At 62.9% G+C, this 18,286-nt stretch carries 20 protein-coding genes; 9 read left to right on the top strand and 11 right to left on the bottom strand.

From position 1 onward, the window contains the following. The 6 genes from ACX3P1_RS20360 to ACX3P1_RS20335 form a co-directional block, all read left to right on the top strand. Positions 1–184, top strand: a 184-nt coding sequence (locus ACX3P1_RS20360) for a hypothetical protein (RefSeq protein WP_459081416.1), incomplete at its 5' end; no start/stop codon positions are given. Positions 185–422: 238 nt separating this feature from the next. Continuing rightward, positions 423–1,295: a formate dehydrogenase accessory sulfurtransferase FdhD gene (locus tag ACX3P1_RS20355; RefSeq protein WP_459081415.1), complete on the top strand. Its 873-nt coding sequence runs from the start codon at positions 423–425 to the stop codon at positions 1,293–1,295. Then, complete coding sequence (gene mobA, locus ACX3P1_RS20350) at positions 1,288–1,911, top strand: molybdenum cofactor guanylyltransferase MobA (RefSeq protein ID WP_459081414.1); 624 nt, start codon at positions 1,288–1,290, stop codon at positions 1,909–1,911. Before ACX3P1_RS20355 ends, mobA begins: the two co-directional genes overlap by 8 nt. After that, positions 1,908–3,185, top strand: a complete 1,278-nt coding sequence (locus ACX3P1_RS20345; protein WP_459081413.1) for a molybdopterin-binding protein — start codon at positions 1,908–1,910, stop codon at positions 3,183–3,185. The genes mobA and ACX3P1_RS20345 overlap by 4 nt, the downstream gene beginning before the upstream one ends. A 237-nt stretch (positions 3,186–3,422) precedes the next feature. Continuing rightward, complete coding sequence (locus ACX3P1_RS20340) at positions 3,423–4,124, top strand: hypothetical protein (RefSeq protein WP_459081412.1); 702 nt, start codon at positions 3,423–3,425, stop codon at positions 4,122–4,124. A gap of 79 nt (positions 4,125–4,203) precedes the next feature. After that, on the top strand, positions 4,204–4,413 hold the full coding sequence (locus ACX3P1_RS20335; RefSeq protein ID WP_459081411.1) for a hypothetical protein: 210 nt from the start codon (positions 4,204–4,206) through the stop codon (positions 4,411–4,413). 326 nt (positions 4,414–4,739) lie between these two features. On the opposite strand, the gene ACX3P1_RS20330 is transcribed toward ACX3P1_RS20335, so the two are convergent. From ACX3P1_RS20330 to ACX3P1_RS20285, 10 genes are all read right to left on the bottom strand, one after another. Continuing rightward, the gene (locus ACX3P1_RS20330) at positions 4,740–5,765 is read right to left on the bottom strand and encodes a formate dehydrogenase subunit gamma (protein WP_459081410.1); all 1,026 of its coding nucleotides are present in this window, start codon (positions 5,763–5,765) and stop codon (positions 4,740–4,742) included. A 162-nt stretch (positions 5,766–5,927) separates the two neighbouring features. Further along, on the bottom strand, positions 5,928–6,524 hold the full coding sequence (gene fdh3B, locus ACX3P1_RS20325) for a formate dehydrogenase FDH3 subunit beta (RefSeq protein WP_459081409.1): 597 nt from the start codon (positions 6,522–6,524) through the stop codon (positions 5,928–5,930). A 13-nt stretch (positions 6,525–6,537) separates the two neighbouring features. After that, the gene (locus tag ACX3P1_RS20320; RefSeq protein WP_459081408.1) at positions 6,538–9,456 is read right to left on the bottom strand and encodes a formate dehydrogenase subunit alpha; all 2,919 of its coding nucleotides are present in this window, start codon (positions 9,454–9,456) and stop codon (positions 6,538–6,540) included. A 7-nt stretch (positions 9,457–9,463) separates the two neighbouring features. Then, the gene (locus ACX3P1_RS20315) at positions 9,464–9,673 is read right to left on the bottom strand and encodes a formate dehydrogenase (RefSeq protein WP_459081407.1); all 210 of its coding nucleotides are present in this window, start codon (positions 9,671–9,673) and stop codon (positions 9,464–9,466) included. Between the two features lie 43 nt (positions 9,674–9,716). Further along, positions 9,717–10,391, bottom strand: a complete 675-nt coding sequence (locus tag ACX3P1_RS20310; RefSeq protein ID WP_459081406.1) for a TorD/DmsD family molecular chaperone — start codon at positions 10,389–10,391, stop codon at positions 9,717–9,719. Positions 10,392–10,547: 156 nt separating this feature from the next. Next, entirely contained in the window at positions 10,548–11,270 is a 723-nt protein-coding gene (locus ACX3P1_RS20305; RefSeq protein WP_459081405.1) for a DUF3306 domain-containing protein, read from the bottom strand. Continuing rightward, positions 11,267–11,779, bottom strand: a complete 513-nt coding sequence (locus tag ACX3P1_RS20300; protein ID WP_459081404.1) for a DUF3305 domain-containing protein — start codon at positions 11,777–11,779, stop codon at positions 11,267–11,269. Before ACX3P1_RS20300 ends, ACX3P1_RS20305 begins: the two co-directional genes overlap by 4 nt. A gap of 9 nt (positions 11,780–11,788) precedes the next feature. Next, positions 11,789–12,805: a DUF6352 family protein gene (locus ACX3P1_RS20295; RefSeq protein ID WP_459081403.1), complete on the bottom strand. Its 1,017-nt coding sequence runs from the start codon at positions 12,803–12,805 to the stop codon at positions 11,789–11,791. Further along, entirely contained in the window at positions 12,806–13,345 is a 540-nt protein-coding gene (locus ACX3P1_RS20290; protein ID WP_459081402.1) for a DUF6505 family protein, read from the bottom strand. It abuts the gene before it with no gap. Beyond that, complete coding sequence (locus tag ACX3P1_RS20285) at positions 13,336–14,082, bottom strand: biotin/lipoate--protein ligase family protein (RefSeq protein ID WP_459081401.1); 747 nt, start codon at positions 14,080–14,082, stop codon at positions 13,336–13,338. Before ACX3P1_RS20285 ends, ACX3P1_RS20290 begins: the two co-directional genes overlap by 10 nt. 104 nt (positions 14,083–14,186) lie before the next feature. On the opposite strand from ACX3P1_RS20285, the gene ACX3P1_RS20280 reads away from it, so the two are divergent. Next, positions 14,187–16,226, top strand: a complete 2,040-nt coding sequence (locus ACX3P1_RS20280) for a 4Fe-4S binding protein (protein ID WP_459081400.1) — start codon at positions 14,187–14,189, stop codon at positions 16,224–16,226. A gap of 167 nt (positions 16,227–16,393) precedes the next feature. Next, on the top strand, positions 16,394–16,600 hold the full coding sequence (locus tag ACX3P1_RS20275) for a DUF6494 family protein (protein ID WP_459081399.1): 207 nt from the start codon (positions 16,394–16,396) through the stop codon (positions 16,598–16,600). A gap of 25 nt (positions 16,601–16,625) precedes the next feature. Here the strand turns inward: ACX3P1_RS20275 and ACX3P1_RS20270 are convergent, their stop codons facing one another. After that, positions 16,626–17,501 (bottom strand): substrate-binding domain-containing protein, encoded by an 876-nt coding sequence (locus tag ACX3P1_RS20270; protein WP_459081398.1) that lies wholly within the window; start codon positions 17,499–17,501, stop codon positions 16,626–16,628. Between the two features lie 92 nt (positions 17,502–17,593). Between ACX3P1_RS20270 and ACX3P1_RS20265 the strand changes: the two genes are divergently transcribed. Continuing rightward, complete coding sequence (locus ACX3P1_RS20265) at positions 17,594–18,286, top strand: ABC transporter permease (RefSeq protein ID WP_459081397.1); 693 nt, start codon at positions 17,594–17,596, stop codon at positions 18,284–18,286.

Here is an 18,286-nt window from a genome sequence, read left to right as displayed (position 1 = left end):
CCCGGTGCGGCTGCTTCGGGAGCATCTGGCGGAGGGCGTCATTGAACTTGTGCGGCATTCAGGCGATCCCGTCAGGCATCTACAACCTCACTACCCGGCAAGCCCGATCCCTGCAACAAGATCCCTCCACGCTGCCATTCAACTCGACCGCCGGAACAATCCACGGCAACGACAATTGTTGTGATGAAGGAGAGAGATGGATATCCGATCTAAAAAAGCAAACTCCGAAGCCTCAGCGTGAACCTGAGGATAATCCAGACGCGCCCGACAAACCAAATGTCGATCGTAAGATCGATTGCTTGGTTTTCGCTCTCCGAAGGAGGCCGTCGCTGAACAGAAATCTCCGTCTGGCTGGACAACAAGACGCCGCTATTGCATCCTTACCGGCTACACGAGAAGTAACCCCATCCCGATGGTGACCAATGGCGGCCGAGTACATCATAGGTCCGAACATCGAAAACCCGCGGCTGACGCGAACCGTCACCGGCGTTGACCATCATGGCGAAGAGGTCGCGATTTCGGTTGTCGAAGAGCGGCCCCTCACCATCTTCCTCAACTCGCAGGAGATCGTCACGGCCATGACGATCGGCGACTATCCAGAATATCTGGCGCTAGGTTTCCTGCGTAATCAAGGCATGCTGGACTCTGCTGAAACTGTTACCGGCGTTGAGTATGACGAGGACATCGAGGTCGTCGTGGTGCGGACCGAGAGCCGCACGACGTACGAGGACAAGGTCAAGAAGAAGACCCGTACCAGCGGTTGCGCCGTAGGCACGGTGTTCGGCGATATGATGGAGGGCCTGGAGGGGCTGACGCTGCCGACCGCGCCGCTGCGCACGTCGTGGCTCTATGCGCTTGCCCATACGATCACTACCACGCCGAGCCTCTATCTCGAAGCGGGCGCGATCCATGGCACAGTGCTGTGCAGAGAGGATCGGCCGCTGGTCTATATGGAAGATGTCGGCCGCCACAACGCGGTGGATAAGATCGCCGGCTGGATGCTGTTCGAAAAAGCGAGTGCTGAAGACAAGATACTCTACACAACCGGACGGCTCACCTCGGAGATGGTGATCAAGACCGCCATGATGGGCATTCCGGTGCTAGCTTCCCGATCGGGCTTCACGGCCTGGGGCGTGGAGATCGCGCGTCAGGTGGGGCTGACGCTGATCGGGCGCCTGCGCGGCAAGCGCTTCATCTGCCTTGCGGGAGAGGAGCGCCTGATTCGGGATGCCGACCCCGAGACCGTACCCGAGGACGAGAAGCGCCATCGCCGCAAGGGCGCATTGATTGACTAGAATCCTGGGTGTCATACTGGCCGGTGGCCGGGCCACCCGAATGGGTGGCGGCGACAAGGGCTTGCTGCGCCTTGGTGATGCGCGGCTGCTTGACCATGTGGTCGCGCGGCTTGGCCCCCAATGCGCGGAACTTGCGATCAACGCCAATGGCGACCCCACGCGGTTTTCGCGCTACGGGCTTCCGGTGATCGCCGATACGTTGCCGGATTATCCGGGACCCCTGGCAGGCGTTCTCGCGGGCCTCGACTGGGCGGCGGAAAACGGGGCGGATGCGATCGTGACGGCGGCGGCGGACACGCCTTTTCTTCCGCGCGACCTCGTCGCGTGCCTTGGCAGTGCTGCGGCGCAGAAGAAAGTTCCCATAGCGTTGGCGGCCTCGCCAGACGAGACGGGAGCACCGCGCCGCCATCCCACCTTCGGCCTGTGGCCGGTGGTCTTGCGCGAAGACCTGCGCGCCGAACTTTCAGGCGGGCTGCGCAAGATCGTGTTGTGGGCCGACCGGCACGGCTACGCGACAGCGCTGTTTGCGGCATCGCCCTTCGATCCCTTTTTCAACGTCAACACGCCGCAGGACATGGCGCGCGCCGAAGCGATTTTGCGCGAAGGGGCGCCATGAGTCTGCCTCCGCTTGTGCCGCCTCGCCTCAGGAACGATTGCTTCGCCCTGCCGGCCGGCATCGACTGGATCCCGGTGGACACCGCGCTCGGCGTGCTGCGGGCGAATCTGTCTCCTGTTGTCGACACCGAGGAACTGGGTGTTTCGGATGCGCTGGGCCGTGTTCTGGCGCGCGATGCAGTCGCCCGCCGCTCGAATCCGCCCGCTGCGAACTCGGCTGTCGACGGATACGGTTTCGCCCACGCCGCCACCGGCGAAGGGCCGCAGACGCTGCCGCTGATCGAGGGGCGCGCGGCGGCTGGTGTGCCTTTCGTGGGTCGCGTGCCGGAGGGAATGACGATCCGCATCCTGACCGGCGCGATCCTGCCCGAAGGCGTCGACACCGTGGTGCTGGAGGAGGATACGGCGAGCGACGCCCAGCGCGTCGCCTTCAACGGTCCGATCAAGGCGCGATCCAATACCCGCAAGGCAGGGGAGGATGTGATTGCGGGTGATGTCGCGCTACCGGCCGGGCATCGCCTGCGCCCTCCCGATCTCGCGCTCCTGTCTGCGGTCGGCGCGGCAAGGGTCTCGGTTTTCCGCCCGCTGCGCATGGGCGTGCTGTCCACCGGGGACGAGATCGTGCCCGACGCCGGCGATACCATGCTGGACGCCAGCCGCATCTATGACGCCAATCGGCCGATGCTTTTGGCAATGGCGCGGCGGTGGAACCATGTGCCGGTGGACCTTGGCCATGTCGGCGACGACCGTGCAGCGCTTGCCGCCCGGCTCGACCGGGGTGCGGCGGAAGCGGACGTGATCTTTACCTCCGGCGGAGCATCGGCGGGGGACGAGGATCATGTCTCGGCGTTGTTGCAAGAAGCCGGCGCGCTGCACAGTTGGCGCATTGCCGTAAAGCCGGGCCGGCCACTGGCGCTCGGTCTGTGGCAAGGCGTTCCGGTGTTTGGCCTTCCGGGAAATCCGGTCGCCGCCTTCGTTTGCACCCTGATATTCGGCCGCCCGGCGCTGTCGGCGCTGGCCGGCGCCGGTTGGGAGGAACCGGCGGGCTTTACGGTTCCGGCGGCTTTCGCGAAGAACAAGTTGCCGGGCCGGCGTGAGTATTTGCGGGCGCGGCTGACACCGGAAGGCCATGCGGAGGCTTTCCAGTCGGAAGGGTCGGGGCGGATCAGCGGGCTTTCCTGGGCCACCGGGCTCGTCGAACTCGCCGATGAGGCGCGCCGGATCATGCCGGGCGACCCCGTCCGCTTTCTTCCCTACGGCTCGTTCGCATTGTAGGCGGTCGAGGCCATGGCGACCGCCTTTGGTCGCTACCATGCGAAAGCCTTGCCTTGGTCGAAGTCGAAGCGGGCTGCTCACCGGAAGCATCACGCGATCCAATGGTTCGACGCACGGCAAAGGGAACTTAAGCCCGTGCCAAGCATTAGGTTCGAACTTGCATGTCGCACGATGATCCTGCACCTTAAGCATGGAATGCTGCGATCGCTGCCTGAACAATAAGCCAAGGAGCTAGCGATGAGAGAAATCATTCTTGCGGGAGTGTTCGCATTCTCGGCTTCGACTTGTCTGGCACAGACGACCACGGCACCGCAGCCGGCGTCTCCCGAGGCTGCTTCGCCTGCCGTTCAGAGCCCCGCCTCGCAGCAAGGTGGTCCAGCCAATCTGTGTCAGGAAATCCTTCTTTTCATGAAATCACCGCCAGAGGCGGCTGTATCGCCCGGGGCAACGAAACCGGCCACGTCCGGCGGCCAACAGGAAAAATCTCAGCAATCGGCATCAAACCAGCAGGGTTCGTCGGCTTTGGCCGGCACGACCGCCACCGACAAAGCTGTTTCGGGTGACAGCGGGTCGAATTCTGCGCAGGCGGTTACCGGACAGAAAGGTGTCGCAACCGATGCGCCGGAGCCGGGCAAAGACAACGCCGATTCCGGGTCGGTTGCCAACGCGCCTCAGAAAGAGTCACGGTCGGCACCCACACCCCCCGCCGATGTTACCAGCACGCCCAGGGAATCCGTTCTGACCATGGAGGAGGCCCGGCAACTTGCCGACGCAGGCGATACCGCGCAATGCCAGAAGATGGCTCGTAAAATGAGAGTGGCCGGCGTCTCGATGCCGCCGCCGCTCATTGCATTGGCGGCGTTGGATTTGCAGCATCAGCAGAAATCGGGCGTGGCGACCGAACCTTCCGGGAGTGCGGTGCCGGCGGGCGACGAGTAGGCGAAACGAGGCCAGACCGATGGCAGCCCGACCGGGATGCCTTGACAGACACCAAGAAGTAGGAGGTGGGGATATGGGAATGATCTTGTCGGGAATCGTCGTTACGGGGGCAATCGCCTTTGGCTCCGGCTATTATTTTCTGAATGTACAGCCCGAACAGCCTGCGTGGCAGGTCTACAGCACCGTTAGTACAAGGGTGAGCGATCCCGGCCACAATCTCGTCGGGCAGAATTGGTCGGGCGATCCCGGCAACGTTTCTGCGGGCGATGGCGAGAAAATACCCTCTTAAGGGCGTACGTCCTTTCGGTGACAAGGACACGCTGACGGTTTGATTGAGATCGGGCCGAAAGCCGTCCCACTTTTCGGCGACACAGTGCTGGATTGCATGGATGCCCCGATTGCGCGTTTTGCGCACGCAAGTCAGAGAAGTCGTCGCTCAACCGCACCACTGAACGGTGCCAAATGCGATGCTGGACATTGCGAATATCAGCCCTGATCGATGGCCTGCGCCGAAACGGACTATAACGACGAAACGGGCCGTACCGGGAAGGTACGGCCCGTTTCCGGAATTTTTTCGTCATCGAAGCGCGGCTTGCTTGCGCTAGGTTGGCTGGTCTATTCCGCTGGCTCGGCGGCTGCATGCGGTGGCCGCGTCCGGGCGCCGATCTCGCCTTGCTGCTCCTCGACCCAGGCACTGTGGTGTTCCTTGGCCCAATTCAGGTCCACCGTGCCGGACCCCATGGCCTCATAGGCGCCTTCCATGCCGAGCGTGCCGATATAGATATGCGCTATGATGACCGCGACCATGAGGACGCCAATGATGGCATGAACATATTGAGCCATCTGCATGCCGTTGACGTCGGTGAAGGAGAACGGGAACAGCATGTAGATGCCGGAAACCGACAATGAAATCCCGCCCAGAACGACAGACCAGAAGATCAGCTTCTGCCCTGTGTTGAAGCGCCCTGCCGGCGGATGCGTCCTGTTCGATTTGTCCAAAAGTCCGCCACCGGACTTTATCCAGTTCGCATCGTAGCGGTCCGGGAGGTTGTGCCAAACCCACACCACCAGCATCACCAGTACGCCGAGCATGAACGCCCAGGAGACGAAGTGGTGCGCATATTTGCCCCAGCTCGACCAGGTCGAAAATGCTTCCGGTCCGATCAGCGGGAGCACCAGACGCCGGCCGAAGATAAGGTTCAAACCGGTAATCGCAAGGACGATGAATGCCGTTGCGGTCGTCCAGTGCATGAGCCGTTCCAGCGCATTGAACCGGAGGATCTTTTGCCCCGATTCACCCGCTTGTGTCCGTACCCGGCCCCTGATGAAGAAGAAAAGCGCAATCGCAAGAAGCATGCCGACAATGGCGATGGCGCCGACCCACGGCAACGTGCTCCGCTGGAAGCTCTGATAGTCGCGGCCCTGAGGCTGTTGCAGGGTCGCGGCTTTCTGGTCCGGTATGGTGATGCGGCCCTGGATCTTGCCGAGTTCATCGAGAAGCTGCTGTTCGCTCACCGCCTGCGCGGCGGGATCGTTGGCCGTCGTACTCTGCGCCCACGCAGGAGCCACCATCAGCCCAAGAACCAGAATGAATGCTGCGACAACCGGCGAAATCAATCGATCAAGGCTCCAGATCCGCATTTGCTCCGTCCTCCCGAACTTGTTTCGCTGCGGGCCCAACCGGCACCCGCTGCCTTGAATTGCTGGAGCATCGCGCCGACCGAAGAGCCGGCTTCCCGCTTGTCCCGATGCTCGATCAAGTGCTGAGCGTCCTTTCGCGCGTCCGCAAGGACGCAGGGCGCTCTAAACTCCGACCGTCTCCCGATAGGCTGTCCGCCAGCCCCACGCACCCGAGCCATAGCCCCGCTGCGTCACCCGTTCCTTGTAGATCTCGGCGATGATCTCGCCGTCACCGGCAAGCAGCGATTTCGTCGAACACATTTCCGCGCAGAGCGGCAGCTTGCCTTCGGCCAGCCGGTTGGCGCCGTATTTCTGGTATTCGATCTCGGTGGAATCCTGCTCCGGCCCGGCCGCGCAGAATGTGCATTTGTCCATCTTGCCGCGTGAGCCGAAATTGCCGACGCGTGGATATTGCGGCGCGCCGAACGGGCAGGCGTAGAAACAGTAGCCGCAGCCGATGCACAGATCCTTAGAGTGCAGCACCACCGCATCCGCCGTCGTATAGAAACAATCGACGGGGCACACCGCCGCGCAAGGCGCGTCGGTGCAGTGCATGCACGCCATCGAGACGGAGCGTTCGCCCGGCTTGCCGTCATTGATGGTGACGACGCGGCGCCGATTGATGCCCCACGGCACGTCGTTCTCGTTCTTGCAGGCGGTGACGCAGGCGTTGCACTCTATGCACCGTTCGGCGTCGCAAAGGAATTTCATCCGGGCCATCTTCGTTCCTCCCCTACACCGCTGCGATCTGGCAAAGCGTAACCTTCGGCTCCTGCATGCCCGTCGCCGGGTCGTAGCCATAGGTGGTGATGCTGTTGGCGCTTTCGCCGAGAACGTAAGGATCGGTCCCTTGGGGATAATTGGCCCGCAGGTCCTCGCCCTGGAACCAGCCGCCGAAGTGGAAGGGCATGAACGCCACTCCCTTGCCGACACGCTCGGTGACCAGAGCCTTTACCTTGGCCTTGGAGTCGTTTTCTGCACCGCTGACCCAGACCCAGCCGCCGTCGGCGATGCCGCGCGCGGCGGCATCGTCGGGGTTGATCTCGACGAACATGTCCTGCTGCAATTCGGCAAGCCATCGGTTCGAGCGTGTTTCCTCGCCGCCGCCCTCGTATTCGACAAGCCGGCCGGTCGTCAGGATGATCGGGAACGATTTCGCGATGCCGTTGTCTACAGCCGCCTTCTGGACACTGAAGCCGATATTCGGCAGGCGGAACTGCTTGGCGTCCGGATAGGTCGGATACTTGGCGACAAGGTCCACCCTGGGCGTGTAGATCGGCTCGCGATGAACCGGCACCGGGTCGGGCAGGTTCCAGGCCAGCGCCCTGGCCTTGCCGTTGCCGTAGGGATGACAGCCATGGCTGAGCGCCACGCGCTGAATCCCACCGGACAGGTCGGTCGACCACGACACCTTGCCGATGTCGCCCATGTCGTCGCCGATCGTCTGGATGACGCTCAGTTCTTCCGCAGTCAGGTCCCGATCCCAGCCGAGCTTCTGGAGCACGGCCATGGTGAATTCCGGATAGCCGTCGGTGAGTTCGGAGCCTTTCGTGTAGGAGCCTTCGGCGAGCAGCGTTTCGCCGTTTCGTTCGACGCCGAAGCGGGCGCGGAACGGGCTGCCGCCATCCATGACATGCAGGCCGGTACTGTAGAGGTTGGACGTTCCGGGGTGGCGAATCTCCGGCTTGCCCCAGCACGGCCAGGGCAGGCCGTAATAATCGCCGCCGACCTCCGGGTCGTCCTTCGGAGCGCGTAGTGTGAGGAGGTCAAATTTGTGCTGGTTGCGCATATGCGCCTTGAGCCGCTCGGGCGACTGGCCGCAATAGCCGGTCGACCAACTGCCGCGGTTCATCTCGCGCAGCACGTCCTCGGGCACTGGCCGGTCGCCTTCGACCTTGATGTTCTTGAACATCCAGTCGGCGAGCCCAAGCTTCTTCGACAGCAGGTAAAGGACCTGGTAGTCGTCCTTCTGCTCGAAGCTTGGCGGAACGATCTGCTCACCCCACTGGAGCGCGCGGTTGGAGGCAACCCGCGACCCCGAGGTTTCGAATTGCGTGCAGACCGGCAACAGATAGGTGTTGTCCTTGCGCCCCGCCTTTACCGCGAGCGAGGCCCAGGTCGTGGGGTGGGGATCGGCCACGACGAGCAACTCAAGCCCGGCGAGCCCTTTGATCGATTCCGGTATGCGCGCGATACTGTTGCTGGCGTGGCCCTGCACGAACATCGACCGCATGATGTCGGGTTGGTCGATGTCTTCCTTCGGCAGCGAAACCGAATCGAACCATCGGGTCAGCGGGATGCCGGGTGTTTCCATCAGTTCCTTGGACGAGAACTGCCCCACCAAATCATTATAGGGGATCTCCCAGACGCGCCCCCAGTGCTTCCAGGCGCCTTCCGTCAGCCCGTAGTAGAAAGGCAGGGTGACCACATCGAGCCCGATATCCGTCGCGCCCTGAACGTTGTCGTGGCCGCGGAAGATATTGGCGCCGGTGCCCGGTTTGCCGACGTTGCCGGTGGCAAGGCACAGGATGCAGCTCGCCCGCGTATTGGCCGTTCCGACGGTGTGGTGCGTCTGGCCCATGCACCAGATGATCGTAGCCGGCTTCTGGGTGGCGAAGGTCTCGGCGATGCGCTTCAGCTGTTCGCCGGGCACACCGGTGATCGTTTCCACCTCGTCCGGGGTGTACTTCGCGACTTCCTTTCGGACCTCGTCCATCCCGTAGACGCGCTGGGCAATGAATTCCTTGTCCTCCCAGCCATTTTCGAAGATGTGCCAGAGCATCCCCCAGAGCAGGGCAATGTCGGTGCCGGACCTGAAGCGGGCGTATTCCGTGGCATGGGCCGCCGTGCGTGTGAAGCGCGGGTCCATGACGATGAGGTTGCCGTTGTTGAGTTCCTTGCCCTCGAGCAGGTGCTGCATCGCAACCGGATGCGCCTCGGCCGGATTCCCGCCCAGGACAAGCATCGTCTTGGAGTTTCTGATATCGTTGTATGAATTGGTCATCGCCCCGTAGCCCCAGGTGTTGGCTACACCGGCAACCGTCGTCGAATGGCAGATGCGCGCCTGGTGGTCTTGGTTGTTCGTCCCCCACAGGGCGGCGAGCTTGCGGAACAGATAGGTGCCTTCGTTGGAGAACTTCGCCGATCCCATCCAGTAGGTGGATTCCGGCCCGGATTTTTCGCGAATCTCGAGAAGCTTGTCGCCGATCCCGTTGATCGCGTCATCCCAGGTGGTGCGCTCCCATTGGCCGTCGACGAGTTTCATGGGGTATTTCAAGCGGCGGTCGCTGTGCACAAGTTCGCGCACGCTGGCGCCCTTGGCGCAATGCGAGCCGCGGTTGAAGGGGCTGTCCCAGGAGGGCTCCTGGCCGGTCCACACGCCGTTCTGGATCTCGGCCGTCACCGTGCACCCTACCGAGCAGTGGGTGCAGATGCTCTTCTTGAGTTCGATCGGCACGCCCGGTTCCGGGTGGCTGATATCGGCGGCCTTGACCGTGCCGAGATGGAACGCGCCCAGCGACGCCAGGCCGCCAGCAGTGAGGCCGGAGCGGCGCAGGAATGTACGTCGATCCATGGAGGCCGCCGCAAGGCCACCGGTGAGAGCCTGCAGTCGCGTGCGGCTTGCCTGTCCACTCTTGCGCTTCGTCAGCATGGCAACCTCACTTGTGCTCGGGATAGCGATTGACGCGATAGTAGGCCTTGATGTGATCGGTTTCCTGATAGCGAGCCCGCATCTCCTCGGTGTCGGGATCATAGGCAAGCGCCTCGGTGGGGGTGAGCGCAACCGTCGCGACAGCGGCGGTCGATGCGCCGCCGAATGCCCTAAGGAAGTTGCGTCGGCTCAATGCCGCTTGCTGCTTGTCCTGCATCTTCCACCCTCCACTTAGCGGGACATTGCGCCCCGGCATGCGTCTATGCGCTTCGTCGCGCCTCCATGGCGAACGCTTCGCTTTCGATCTCGATGAAAAGCCGCCCGACCGTGCCGACCGACCGGTAGAATTTGGCGGCTTTCGCGCTTTCGAGATCGCCGAAGATACGCGCGGCCCACGGCTCGACATGGCGTTCGAAGAAGTGCTGCTCTTCACCGCCTGAAATACTGAAGCGATTGCTGGCAAAGCCGCTCATCATCTCGCATATGCTGCCGAGATGATCCTCAGGTTCGCAATGGCCATCGGCGCGCGCGATGCCGAAGCGGATCATGTCGCCGCGCAGGCGCGCAAGCGGCCGCTCGTTGAGGAAACCGGTGAGGTAATAGGACGCGTAGGGAAGAAGCTCGCCGCGTCCCACGCCGATAAACAGCTCGAAATATTCGCGCTTGACCGCCTCCGGGGAGGTCGATGCCGCTGCCTGCGCAAGTGCATTGTGGGCGCGGCCAAGCGGCGTATCGCCGTTGTCTTGCAAGCATGAAAGCCGAGAGAGTTGGCTGCTATCGGGCGGCGTGACCAAAAGCGAGGCGAGAAGGGCGTATTCGTCCGACCGGGCCTTGTCGATGTCGTCGAGAACAGTCGTCGTGCTTACGCCGAAGATCGAAGCATTCGCTTCATCCGACCGTTCTCGTGCCTGACCTAAAGGCAAGTCTGGGTTCATTGTCTGACCTTGACTGCGTTGCCTGCGATTGGGTCACCCATAGTAACCAGACAGCCAGTGAATGCAACAGTCCGGTCTTGCAGGCTATTGCATATGGCTGCATATGACGTCTCTTTGCTATTCTTACCCTCCCTAAATGCCTTCGGCGAATGCCGGTCAGCGCGGCATCGCCCCGCCATGGCGGGGCCGGGCGAAGGGCTCGGGAAGCTGGAATGAACTGCTCCCATCCAGCAAAGGCGGGCGTGCCTCTCCTTCGACCGACAAGCTGACATCTGCTCCCGCGACGACAGGTAGTGGCTCCGCTCCAGGCATCTCATCCGAAGGCGGTCGCTCCGCCGGCGAAACCTCCGACTCCTCGATGGTGGGCGCCGCATCACTGGGTTGTTCCTGCGACGCACCGGCTCCCTGTGCGGCTTCGACCGGTTTCGTAGCGGTATCGATGGCACGCGCCGCTTTCGACAGGAAACCGACGACGGTTTCCTTCGCGTCGAGCGGGCCGAACCCTGCCATCGAGCCTGGCTGGTTGAAGTCCCAGGCATATTCCGATGGGCCGACATAGTCGCGGATTCCAGGGTCGAGCGACCATATCCTGCGCAGGGCAGCCCGCTTCAGCGCCATGGGCACGCCCTTTTTCAGGAAAGCCATAACGTCGCTTTCGGCCGTCAGGTCTTCGACGCGCGGAAGGGACTCCACCACCTCCGCGTCAAGCTCCTCTGCTTCCGTCTCGGACAGGTTGGATTCTGGAACGGGCGTGTCGTCCCCTGCGGCGATCTCGCCTGATGCGTGCTCCGCGTCTTGGGGCGGGGGCGCTTCATCGAGCCGTGTGGACAGTTTGCGGCGCGACCAGCGGGCAAGAATATTGTCGTCGCCACCGGTCATTCCTCGTCGTCCCTGTGATCTGGACCAGGACCTCGCCTGGCCATGGCTTCCGGGTCTGCCCGGTCACGCTTGCGCTTGACGAACGGCCGTTCGACGTGATGCGCCTCCACGAATGCGGCAAGGCGTTGCTGTATCTCGACCGGCATGGGAACGGCATCGACAATGTCCGTGTCGGTCGCCGTCAGCGCCTCGGCTTCGGATGAATCCGCGGTCACCAGACGCACCACGACGCCGGGAGCCGCATCTGTGTGCCGGAGCGCGATCCAGAGGCTGGGCCGTTGCGAACGCAGATTTTCCCTGTACATCGTCGTGTCCGTCCCGAAGAATTCGATCGCGAACGTTCCCGCATAATACCGTACAAGCTTAGCCGTCTGTTCCAGGACCGTCCATGGCGTCGCGGCCGGCGCGCCTAACAGCACTGCGACAGGCACCCAGGCGTGATCGACCCACGGGTTGTCCAGAGTCCGCCGCTCAACGACGACACCGACCTCAGCCGTTTCCCGTACCATGCAGCGCTCCTAGCTCGCAGACGCCGTGGCGCGAAGCGGCAGGCCGACGATGAGATTTTGCGGCTTCATGCGGATCGTTCGGTCGGGCGTCATCGCCAGAATCAGCCAGATCGGCTGCGACCCCACTTCCGGGATGACTTCGCCAATGTCGGAAAAACTGAGCCGAAATAGCGCTATGATATGCTCCGCCGTCTCGGGGTCGAGTTCCTCGCCTCGCCACAGCGCATTGCCGATGCGCGTCGCCTCGGCGTCCAGGCCGACGAACCACGCCCAGTTGTCGTCCTCTATCCGCTCGACCGGTTCGATCGTCACCTCAACGGCGAGCAGATGCCGTATCCAGGCTTGCATCGCAGCAGCGATGGCGAGCCGTGCCGCGCTGTCGGCCGGCCCGAGACGGAGCACCATGTCGAAGGCGTCGCTTCTGCCGAAATAGCTGCCGGCATTTTCCTCCTCGAGGATATCGAGTTCGGTAACGGCTGGCCCGCCGAGCATGCTCAAGAGCGGCGAGGCGTGGCGGTTCTGCTCGTGAACCTCTATGGTTTCCGCATCGGCAAGCAGCAGCGCTCCTTCGTGGAAGCTTGCCCGCTGCGTGCGATAGAACAGTTCGGCCGCACGCAGCACAGCGGGTTCGTTTATGCCGTCGAGCGCATTGCGCAGCACCACCTGTGCAAGCTGGTTCATGAAAAGCGGAGGCGTGTCGGCCGCCGAACCGCGCACCAGTTGCAGATAGGCGGCTTCAAGCGAGGGCGCGGCGATAAGCCGATCACGGAAGGCGATCATAAAGGCCCAGTTCTCCCGTGCGTCCGGGTCGTCCAGCGCGTCAATCTCGCTCTGCCCGACCGGACGGCGCGGATGATGCATCAGAAGTTCATGGTGGAGCCGAAGTTCCGCTTCGCACGCCTCTTCCGGCGGAAGCAGTTCCGACCGCGCCAGATAAGCCTTGAGGAAGGCATCGGTCAAAACAAGCCGGCCTGCCTCATCCCGATCAAGGAGATGGTGGCCCGAAGAAATCCAGAAGTCCTTCACTTAGTGCTTTCCCGCCAACGCCCGGATATCGAGTTCTTCCATGGGACCGTCTTCCTCGTCGATCTCGATGACGCGGAATGCCGTCGCCATATCGAGCCGGCCCACCTTCTGATGAAGGGTACGAAACGACTCCCGGATGCCAGTCTGCTCGCTGGCGCGGTGGAGGGCAAGCAGGGTGTTAGGCGGGTGATCGCAAAGCGATTGCGCAAAAGCGACTTCTTCTTCAGCGGCCGAGCGTGCGGTATCGAGATCGGGCGCCCCGCAATGCGCGACTAGCTGTTCGGCCAGGCGCTCGACTGCCGCCGCGCGTTCCTGCGCGCTTACCTCGGTCACGACCGCGAGGGTGGACCAGCCGAAGCTGTCGATGCCGAGGAAGCCGGCGCGAAAAGCCTGTCGTTCCTTGCCGGTGAGGGTTTCGGGGTCGGTGTTGAAGAAAAGGAATGTGCCGGTTACCGCCCATTCGCCCGGTTCAGCGGCGCGCGAATAGACGAACGTATCGGAAGGGTCGAGGCGAATGGTGCGTGGCAGTTTCAAAGCCATGGCATTTCCGTCGCGGGATCGAGCCAGGAGCAGGACGCAAGCGCCTCCGCCAGATTTTGCCTTGTGGCGGGTACCTGACCGGGTTTCGCCTGAACCAGCCGATCCCCGTTGTCGGCGATCCGCGCATCATGCCCCCCCGGCGACACGCGGTCCAGCCAGCGCCTGGCCAGCGGCGCAAAGCCGGTCTCCTTCCATTCGTCGAACCCGACCATCAGGTGGCGCGAAAAGCTGGCGACGATCCCGCCGGCGTCGATGGCTTCGAAGCCCAGTTCGTCGAGCGCGCCGAACAGCGGCCGCAGACCAGCCTCGTCGATGCGGACGGCCGAAGTGCGGATCATGGCCGAGAAGACGAGCCAGGCCGGTATCTCGACCTCGCCCGTTCCCTCAGGCCAGCCCAGCCGTCCACCGCCAACCAGAACCCCGTCGACGCGGATGGCGTCCGGCCAGTCGAAGGAGACAGGGCGCGACGGCGGCGCATGCGTGGCGAGCGCATCGGCCAGCGCGTTCATGCCGGCATAGATGGCCAGGCGCGCCTGCGCGAGCGGGATTTCGGGCTCCAGAACGACCGCGAATTCGACCAGGTCCTGGCGTCGCACCCAGACCAGTGTTCCTGCCCCCCGTTCTTCGGCAATGGCGCAAGCATGCGCGAAAGCGTTGCCGGATTCGCGCAACGTGATGAGGCTGTACGGCGGCGGCAGGTCGATAGGGTCGTCTGTCACCGAAGCGTGCTGAAACATGATGCCGGTCCATTTCTGATGACGGCGGGCCTTTTGTCCTTATAATGCGTCCCGGGTGGAGACGCTACCGCAGTTGGCGTCGCCGCGATGCGGGGAGGAAAGCCATGAACCCGGACAAACCACGCACGGTCTTCGTTTGCTCCTGTGAACGCAGCATGCCGGACTTCGGCGACAGCGTGGCCCGTGGATGCGCGAGCGCCCAGGTCCAATCCGGAAATCAGTTCTGCGGCGCCGAACTCGAACGCGTCAAAAGCGCGTTGAGCGCAGGCGAAGCCGTTACGATTGCCTGCACACAGCAAGCGCCGCTTTTCCTTGAGGTCGCCCAGGATGTCGGCTTTGCGGGCGAGCTTGCTCTTGCCAACATCCGTGAGACGGCAGGCTGGTCGAAGCAAGGCGCATCCGCCGGGCCGAAGGCAGCGGCACTCGTGGCGATGGCGGCGGAACCGGTCAATTCGCCGGCGCAAATTACGCTTGCCAGCAACGGCGTCGTGCTCGTGTATGGCCGGGACGACGCGGCGATCGAAGCTGGACGGCAACTTGCCGACACGATGGATGTCACGGTACTGCTGACCCGGCCGGACGATGTTGTACCCAACCGCGTGTGGGATTTCCCTGTCGTTCAGGGCACGATCCGCAATGCGCGCGGGCATCTGGGCGCCTTCGAACTGACGATCGACAACTTCGCGATTCCGTCGCCGTCGTCGCGCGAGCGCCTGCGCTTCGGCGTACCGCGCGATGGCGCGCTATCGGAAGCGGAAGTAATTCTCGACCTTTCTGGCAACGCTCCCCTGTTTCCGGCCCACGAACTGCGCGCCGGCTATCTCAGGGCTGATCCGGCTGACCGCGCCGGCCTCGCTGCCGCGATCGCCAAGGCCACCGGTTTCGTCGGGGAATTCGACAAGCCCCGCTACATCGAGTTTTCCGCCGATCTGTGTGCCCATTCGCGCTCGCATATCACCGGCTGTACGCGTTGCCTCGACCTGTGCCCGACGGGTGCGATCACGCCCGCCGGCGACCATGTCGCGATCGATGCGGATGTCTGCGCCGGTTGTGGCAGTTGCGCGGCCGTGTGTCCGACCGGGGCCGCTGCCTACGCATTCCCGGATGCGCAAGCCCAACTCCGGCGGCTGCGCACGCTGCTGCTCACCTTTCGAGAAGCAGGTGGCAGTAATCCGATTGTGCTGTTTCATGATGGCGATCATGGCGAACCGCTCATCGATGCGCTGGCGCGCTTCGGCCCGGGGCTGCCCGCCAATGTGCTGCCGGTCGCCGTAAACGAAATAACGCAATTGGGGGTCGAAGCGTGGACCGCGCCCGTCGCCTGGGGGGCGGTGGCGGTCAGGGCGCTCGCTTCGTCGAAGGCCAAACACGACCTGACTGGCCTCGCCAGAAACGTCACCATCGCCAATCTTCTTGGAAAAGCACTGGGTTACGGAGAAGATGTCTGCGGCGTGATCGAAGCGGACGATCCCAATATTCTGGAAGCGGCGCTGGGCCAGATGACACCGGATGCGCCCCAACGAAAGCCCGCGACCTTCCTGCCGCTCGGTGACAAACGCAGCCTGCTGAAAAGTTCGGTGATCGAACTGTACGAGGCCGCACCAACACCGGTAGCGCGCACAGGATTACCGGTGGACGCGCCGTTTGGCGGGCTCGACGTCAATGTCGAAGCCTGCACGCTGTGCCTTTCATGCGTGTCGGCCTGTCCAACGGGCGCGCTTTCCGACAGCGAGGAAAAGCCGGCCCTGTATTTTACCGAGAGCGCCTGCGTCCAGTGCGGGCTCTGCGCCTCGACTTGCCCGGAAAAGGCCATCACGCTCGAGCCACAACTGGACTTCCAAGCCTGGAAAGCGCCGCGCCGGGTGGTCAAGCAGGAAGAGCCCTTCCATTGCATCCGCTGCGACACGCCGTTCGGGACGAAAAGCACCGTCGAGCGCATCGTGGCCAAGCTGGAAGGCAAGCACTGGATGTTTGCCGGCGAGAATGCAAGGCGGCTCGACGTCGTGCGCATGTGCGATAACTGTCGTGTCGAAGCGGTCATGACCGAAGGTTTCGACCCTTACGAAGCGTCAAGCCGCCCAGCTCCGCGAACGACAGAGGATTATTTGCGGGCGCGCGACGGGTCGGCAAACAAACTGGTCTGAGTTCAGCGGTAGCGGGTTTCGGCCTGCAAACAATTACTGGGGTAGCGGATCGTGAGCATCGCTTTGATTGCACGCCAGGCTGTTCCATGCTCGACTGGCGGCGGCATCCGTTGCAGGAACGAGCCTGCCGGATCGGCCTTACCCGTTCATGTGTTCGAGGCAGTGCTATGATCAAGAATATGGAAACCGATCCCTTCAACGTCTCCATGCGCAAGTTCCTCAAGCAGGTCGGCGTGACCTCGCAGCAGGCGATCGAGAAAGCGGTGGAGCAAAAAGGCCTGAAAGGACAAGGGAAGCTGGTCGTGAAAGCCGTCATCACGTCGGAACCCGCCGGCCTGCATCATGTCGTGGAAGGCGAGATCGATCTCGAATGAGACGAGAGATACCGTTACACCCCGCCTATTTGTAGAACCGGATCTTCCCAGCTGGGCTGGTATCATACCCTGTAAGTTCGACCGCACGGTCGGCGAAGGCCTGTTGCGGCAGGAAATCCAGTAGCGCCTGGAATGACGGCTGGAAATAGGTCCGCTGCCGCAGGAGCAGGTCGAAATTCTCCCACAGCAGCGGCACGAACTCCAGGCCGGCGATGTGTGCGGCGGCGCGCGTGGCGATACCGCAATCCGCCCGGCCGGTCCGCACCGCGGCTGCAAGGTCGGGACCGGTAAGGCAAGGCGGCTCAAGGCGGTTGAGATCGCCATGGGTCGCACCGGCTTCTGTCAAAAGCAGCGTAAGCAGCATATCCGCCCCGGCACCGCGTTGCCGACCGGCCATCCTGGCACCGCTTGCCAGTACGTCATTCAGGCTGTCGAGCGATCTGGGATTGCCCGGAGGCAGCAACAGGCCTTGCTCGCGGCGGACGAAGCCGACCAGTACCGCGTCGTAAAGCCTTGGCATGGCGGCCACCGCCGCGACATTCGCATCGACGGCCTCGCCATGGAAATGGATCGCGGCGGCAACGACCTCTCCCCGCAGCAGCCGCGCAACACCGCCTTCGGTGCCCTCGGCTAGCGTGGCAAGCCCCGAGCCTGACTGGCGAAGGCTCCATTCGAGCATGTCATCCTGGCTCCCCCCGACGATGGGTGGCGGTTCGAGCGGGACCATTCCTGCAGGCCGCGCCAATCCCGACATGACCCAGCGGTCGAGTTCATGGCGTGGAAACAGCCATTTGCCCGTCACCTTGCTGCATGGAATGCGCTCCTCCGCGACGAGTTCGTAGAGCTTGCGCTCTCCCAGGCGAAGATAGTCGGCGGCTTCAGATGTCGTCAGAAGCTTCATCCTGCATTTATATGCATATTTAGGCTTTGATTCAACAATTTGACTTTGATGGAAGAAACACAGGAAAAAGGGAAAAGCGGGCGAAGTGATTTATGTCGGAAACCATCAGTGCGTGGCACCTCATCGCGTCCGGTGATGCGACTTTGTTCGCGATCGTCAGGCTGTCGCTGGCTGTCAGCCTGACGGCCGTCGCCGCCGCGGTGGTCGTCGGCCTGCCGCTCGGCGCCATTCTCGCGCTGACCCGATTTCCCGGCCGCGCGGCAATCGTCGTGGTGTTGAACGGCTTCATGGGTCTGCCGCCCGTCGTGGTCGGCCTGACCGTCTATCTGCTGCTATCGCGATCCGGGCCGCTGGGAGAGTTCGGCCTTCTGTTCACGCCGGCCGCCATGGTCATAGCGCAGGCATTGCTGGTTCTGCCGATCATTGCCGCGCTGACACGCCAGACGGTCGAGGACCTATGGCTCGAATACCGCGAGGAACTGAGCGCGATGGGGGTAGGACAGGCCAGCCGGGTCGCGACGCTTCTCTGGGACAGCCGCTTCAGCCTCGTCACCGCCTTGCTTGCAGGCTTCGGCAGGGCTGCCGCCGAAGTCGGTACGGTGATGATCGTCGGCGGCAATATCGACGGCTTTACCCGGACCATGACCACCACGATCGCGCTTGAAACCTCCAAGGGAAATCTTTCCCTTGCGATGGGGCTCGGCCTCATCCTGATATTCCTCATCCTGCTGATCAATGCGGCGGCCTGGGGCGTGCGGTTGTGGGCCGTGGAAAGGGCCGGTTAG

It is taken from the genome of Mesorhizobium sp. A623 (assembly GCF_054489405.1).
The sequence above is the reverse complement of the archived record's forward strand: the minus strand, read 5'-3'. Positions and strand labels throughout refer to the sequence as shown.

Excerpts from the sequence above, each read along its gene's own strand:
- ACX3P1_RS20330 (WP_459081410.1), bottom strand. The coding sequence starts at position 5,765 with ATGCGGATCTGGAGCCTTGATCGATTGATTTCGCCGGTTGTCGCAGCA.
- ACX3P1_RS20265 (WP_459081397.1), top strand. The coding sequence starts at position 17,594 with ATGTCGGAAACCATCAGTGCGTGGCACCTCATCGCGTCCGGTGATGCG.
- ACX3P1_RS20270 (WP_459081398.1), bottom strand. The coding sequence starts at position 17,501 with ATGAAGCTTCTGACGACATCTGAAGCCGCCGACTATCTTCGCCTGGGA.
- ACX3P1_RS20340 (WP_459081412.1), top strand. The coding sequence starts at position 3,423 with ATGAGAGAAATCATTCTTGCGGGAGTGTTCGCATTCTCGGCTTCGACT.
- ACX3P1_RS20285 (WP_459081401.1), bottom strand. The coding sequence starts at position 14,082 with ATGTTTCAGCACGCTTCGGTGACAGACGACCCTATCGACCTGCCGCCG.
- fdh3B (WP_459081409.1), bottom strand. The coding sequence starts at position 6,524 with ATGGCCCGGATGAAATTCCTTTGCGACGCCGAACGGTGCATAGAGTGC.
- ACX3P1_RS20300 (WP_459081404.1), bottom strand. The coding sequence starts at position 11,779 with ATGGTACGGGAAACGGCTGAGGTCGGTGTCGTCGTTGAGCGGCGGACT.
- ACX3P1_RS20310 (WP_459081406.1), bottom strand. The coding sequence starts at position 10,391 with ATGAACCCAGACTTGCCTTTAGGTCAGGCACGAGAACGGTCGGATGAA.
- ACX3P1_RS20345 (WP_459081413.1), top strand. The coding sequence starts at position 1,908 with ATGAGTCTGCCTCCGCTTGTGCCGCCTCGCCTCAGGAACGATTGCTTC.
- ACX3P1_RS20355 (WP_459081415.1), top strand. The coding sequence starts at position 423 with ATGGCGGCCGAGTACATCATAGGTCCGAACATCGAAAACCCGCGGCTG.
- ACX3P1_RS20335 (WP_459081411.1), top strand. The coding sequence starts at position 4,204 with ATGATCTTGTCGGGAATCGTCGTTACGGGGGCAATCGCCTTTGGCTCC.
- ACX3P1_RS20320 (WP_459081408.1), bottom strand. The coding sequence starts at position 9,456 with ATGCTGACGAAGCGCAAGAGTGGACAGGCAAGCCGCACGCGACTGCAG.
- ACX3P1_RS20290 (WP_459081402.1), bottom strand. The coding sequence starts at position 13,345 with ATGGCTTTGAAACTGCCACGCACCATTCGCCTCGACCCTTCCGATACG.
- ACX3P1_RS20275 (WP_459081399.1), top strand. The coding sequence starts at position 16,394 with ATGATCAAGAATATGGAAACCGATCCCTTCAACGTCTCCATGCGCAAG.
- ACX3P1_RS20315 (WP_459081407.1), bottom strand. The coding sequence starts at position 9,673 with ATGCAGGACAAGCAGCAAGCGGCATTGAGCCGACGCAACTTCCTTAGG.
- ACX3P1_RS20280 (WP_459081400.1), top strand. The coding sequence starts at position 14,187 with ATGAACCCGGACAAACCACGCACGGTCTTCGTTTGCTCCTGTGAACGC.
- ACX3P1_RS20305 (WP_459081405.1), bottom strand. The coding sequence starts at position 11,270 with ATGACCGGTGGCGACGACAATATTCTTGCCCGCTGGTCGCGCCGCAAA.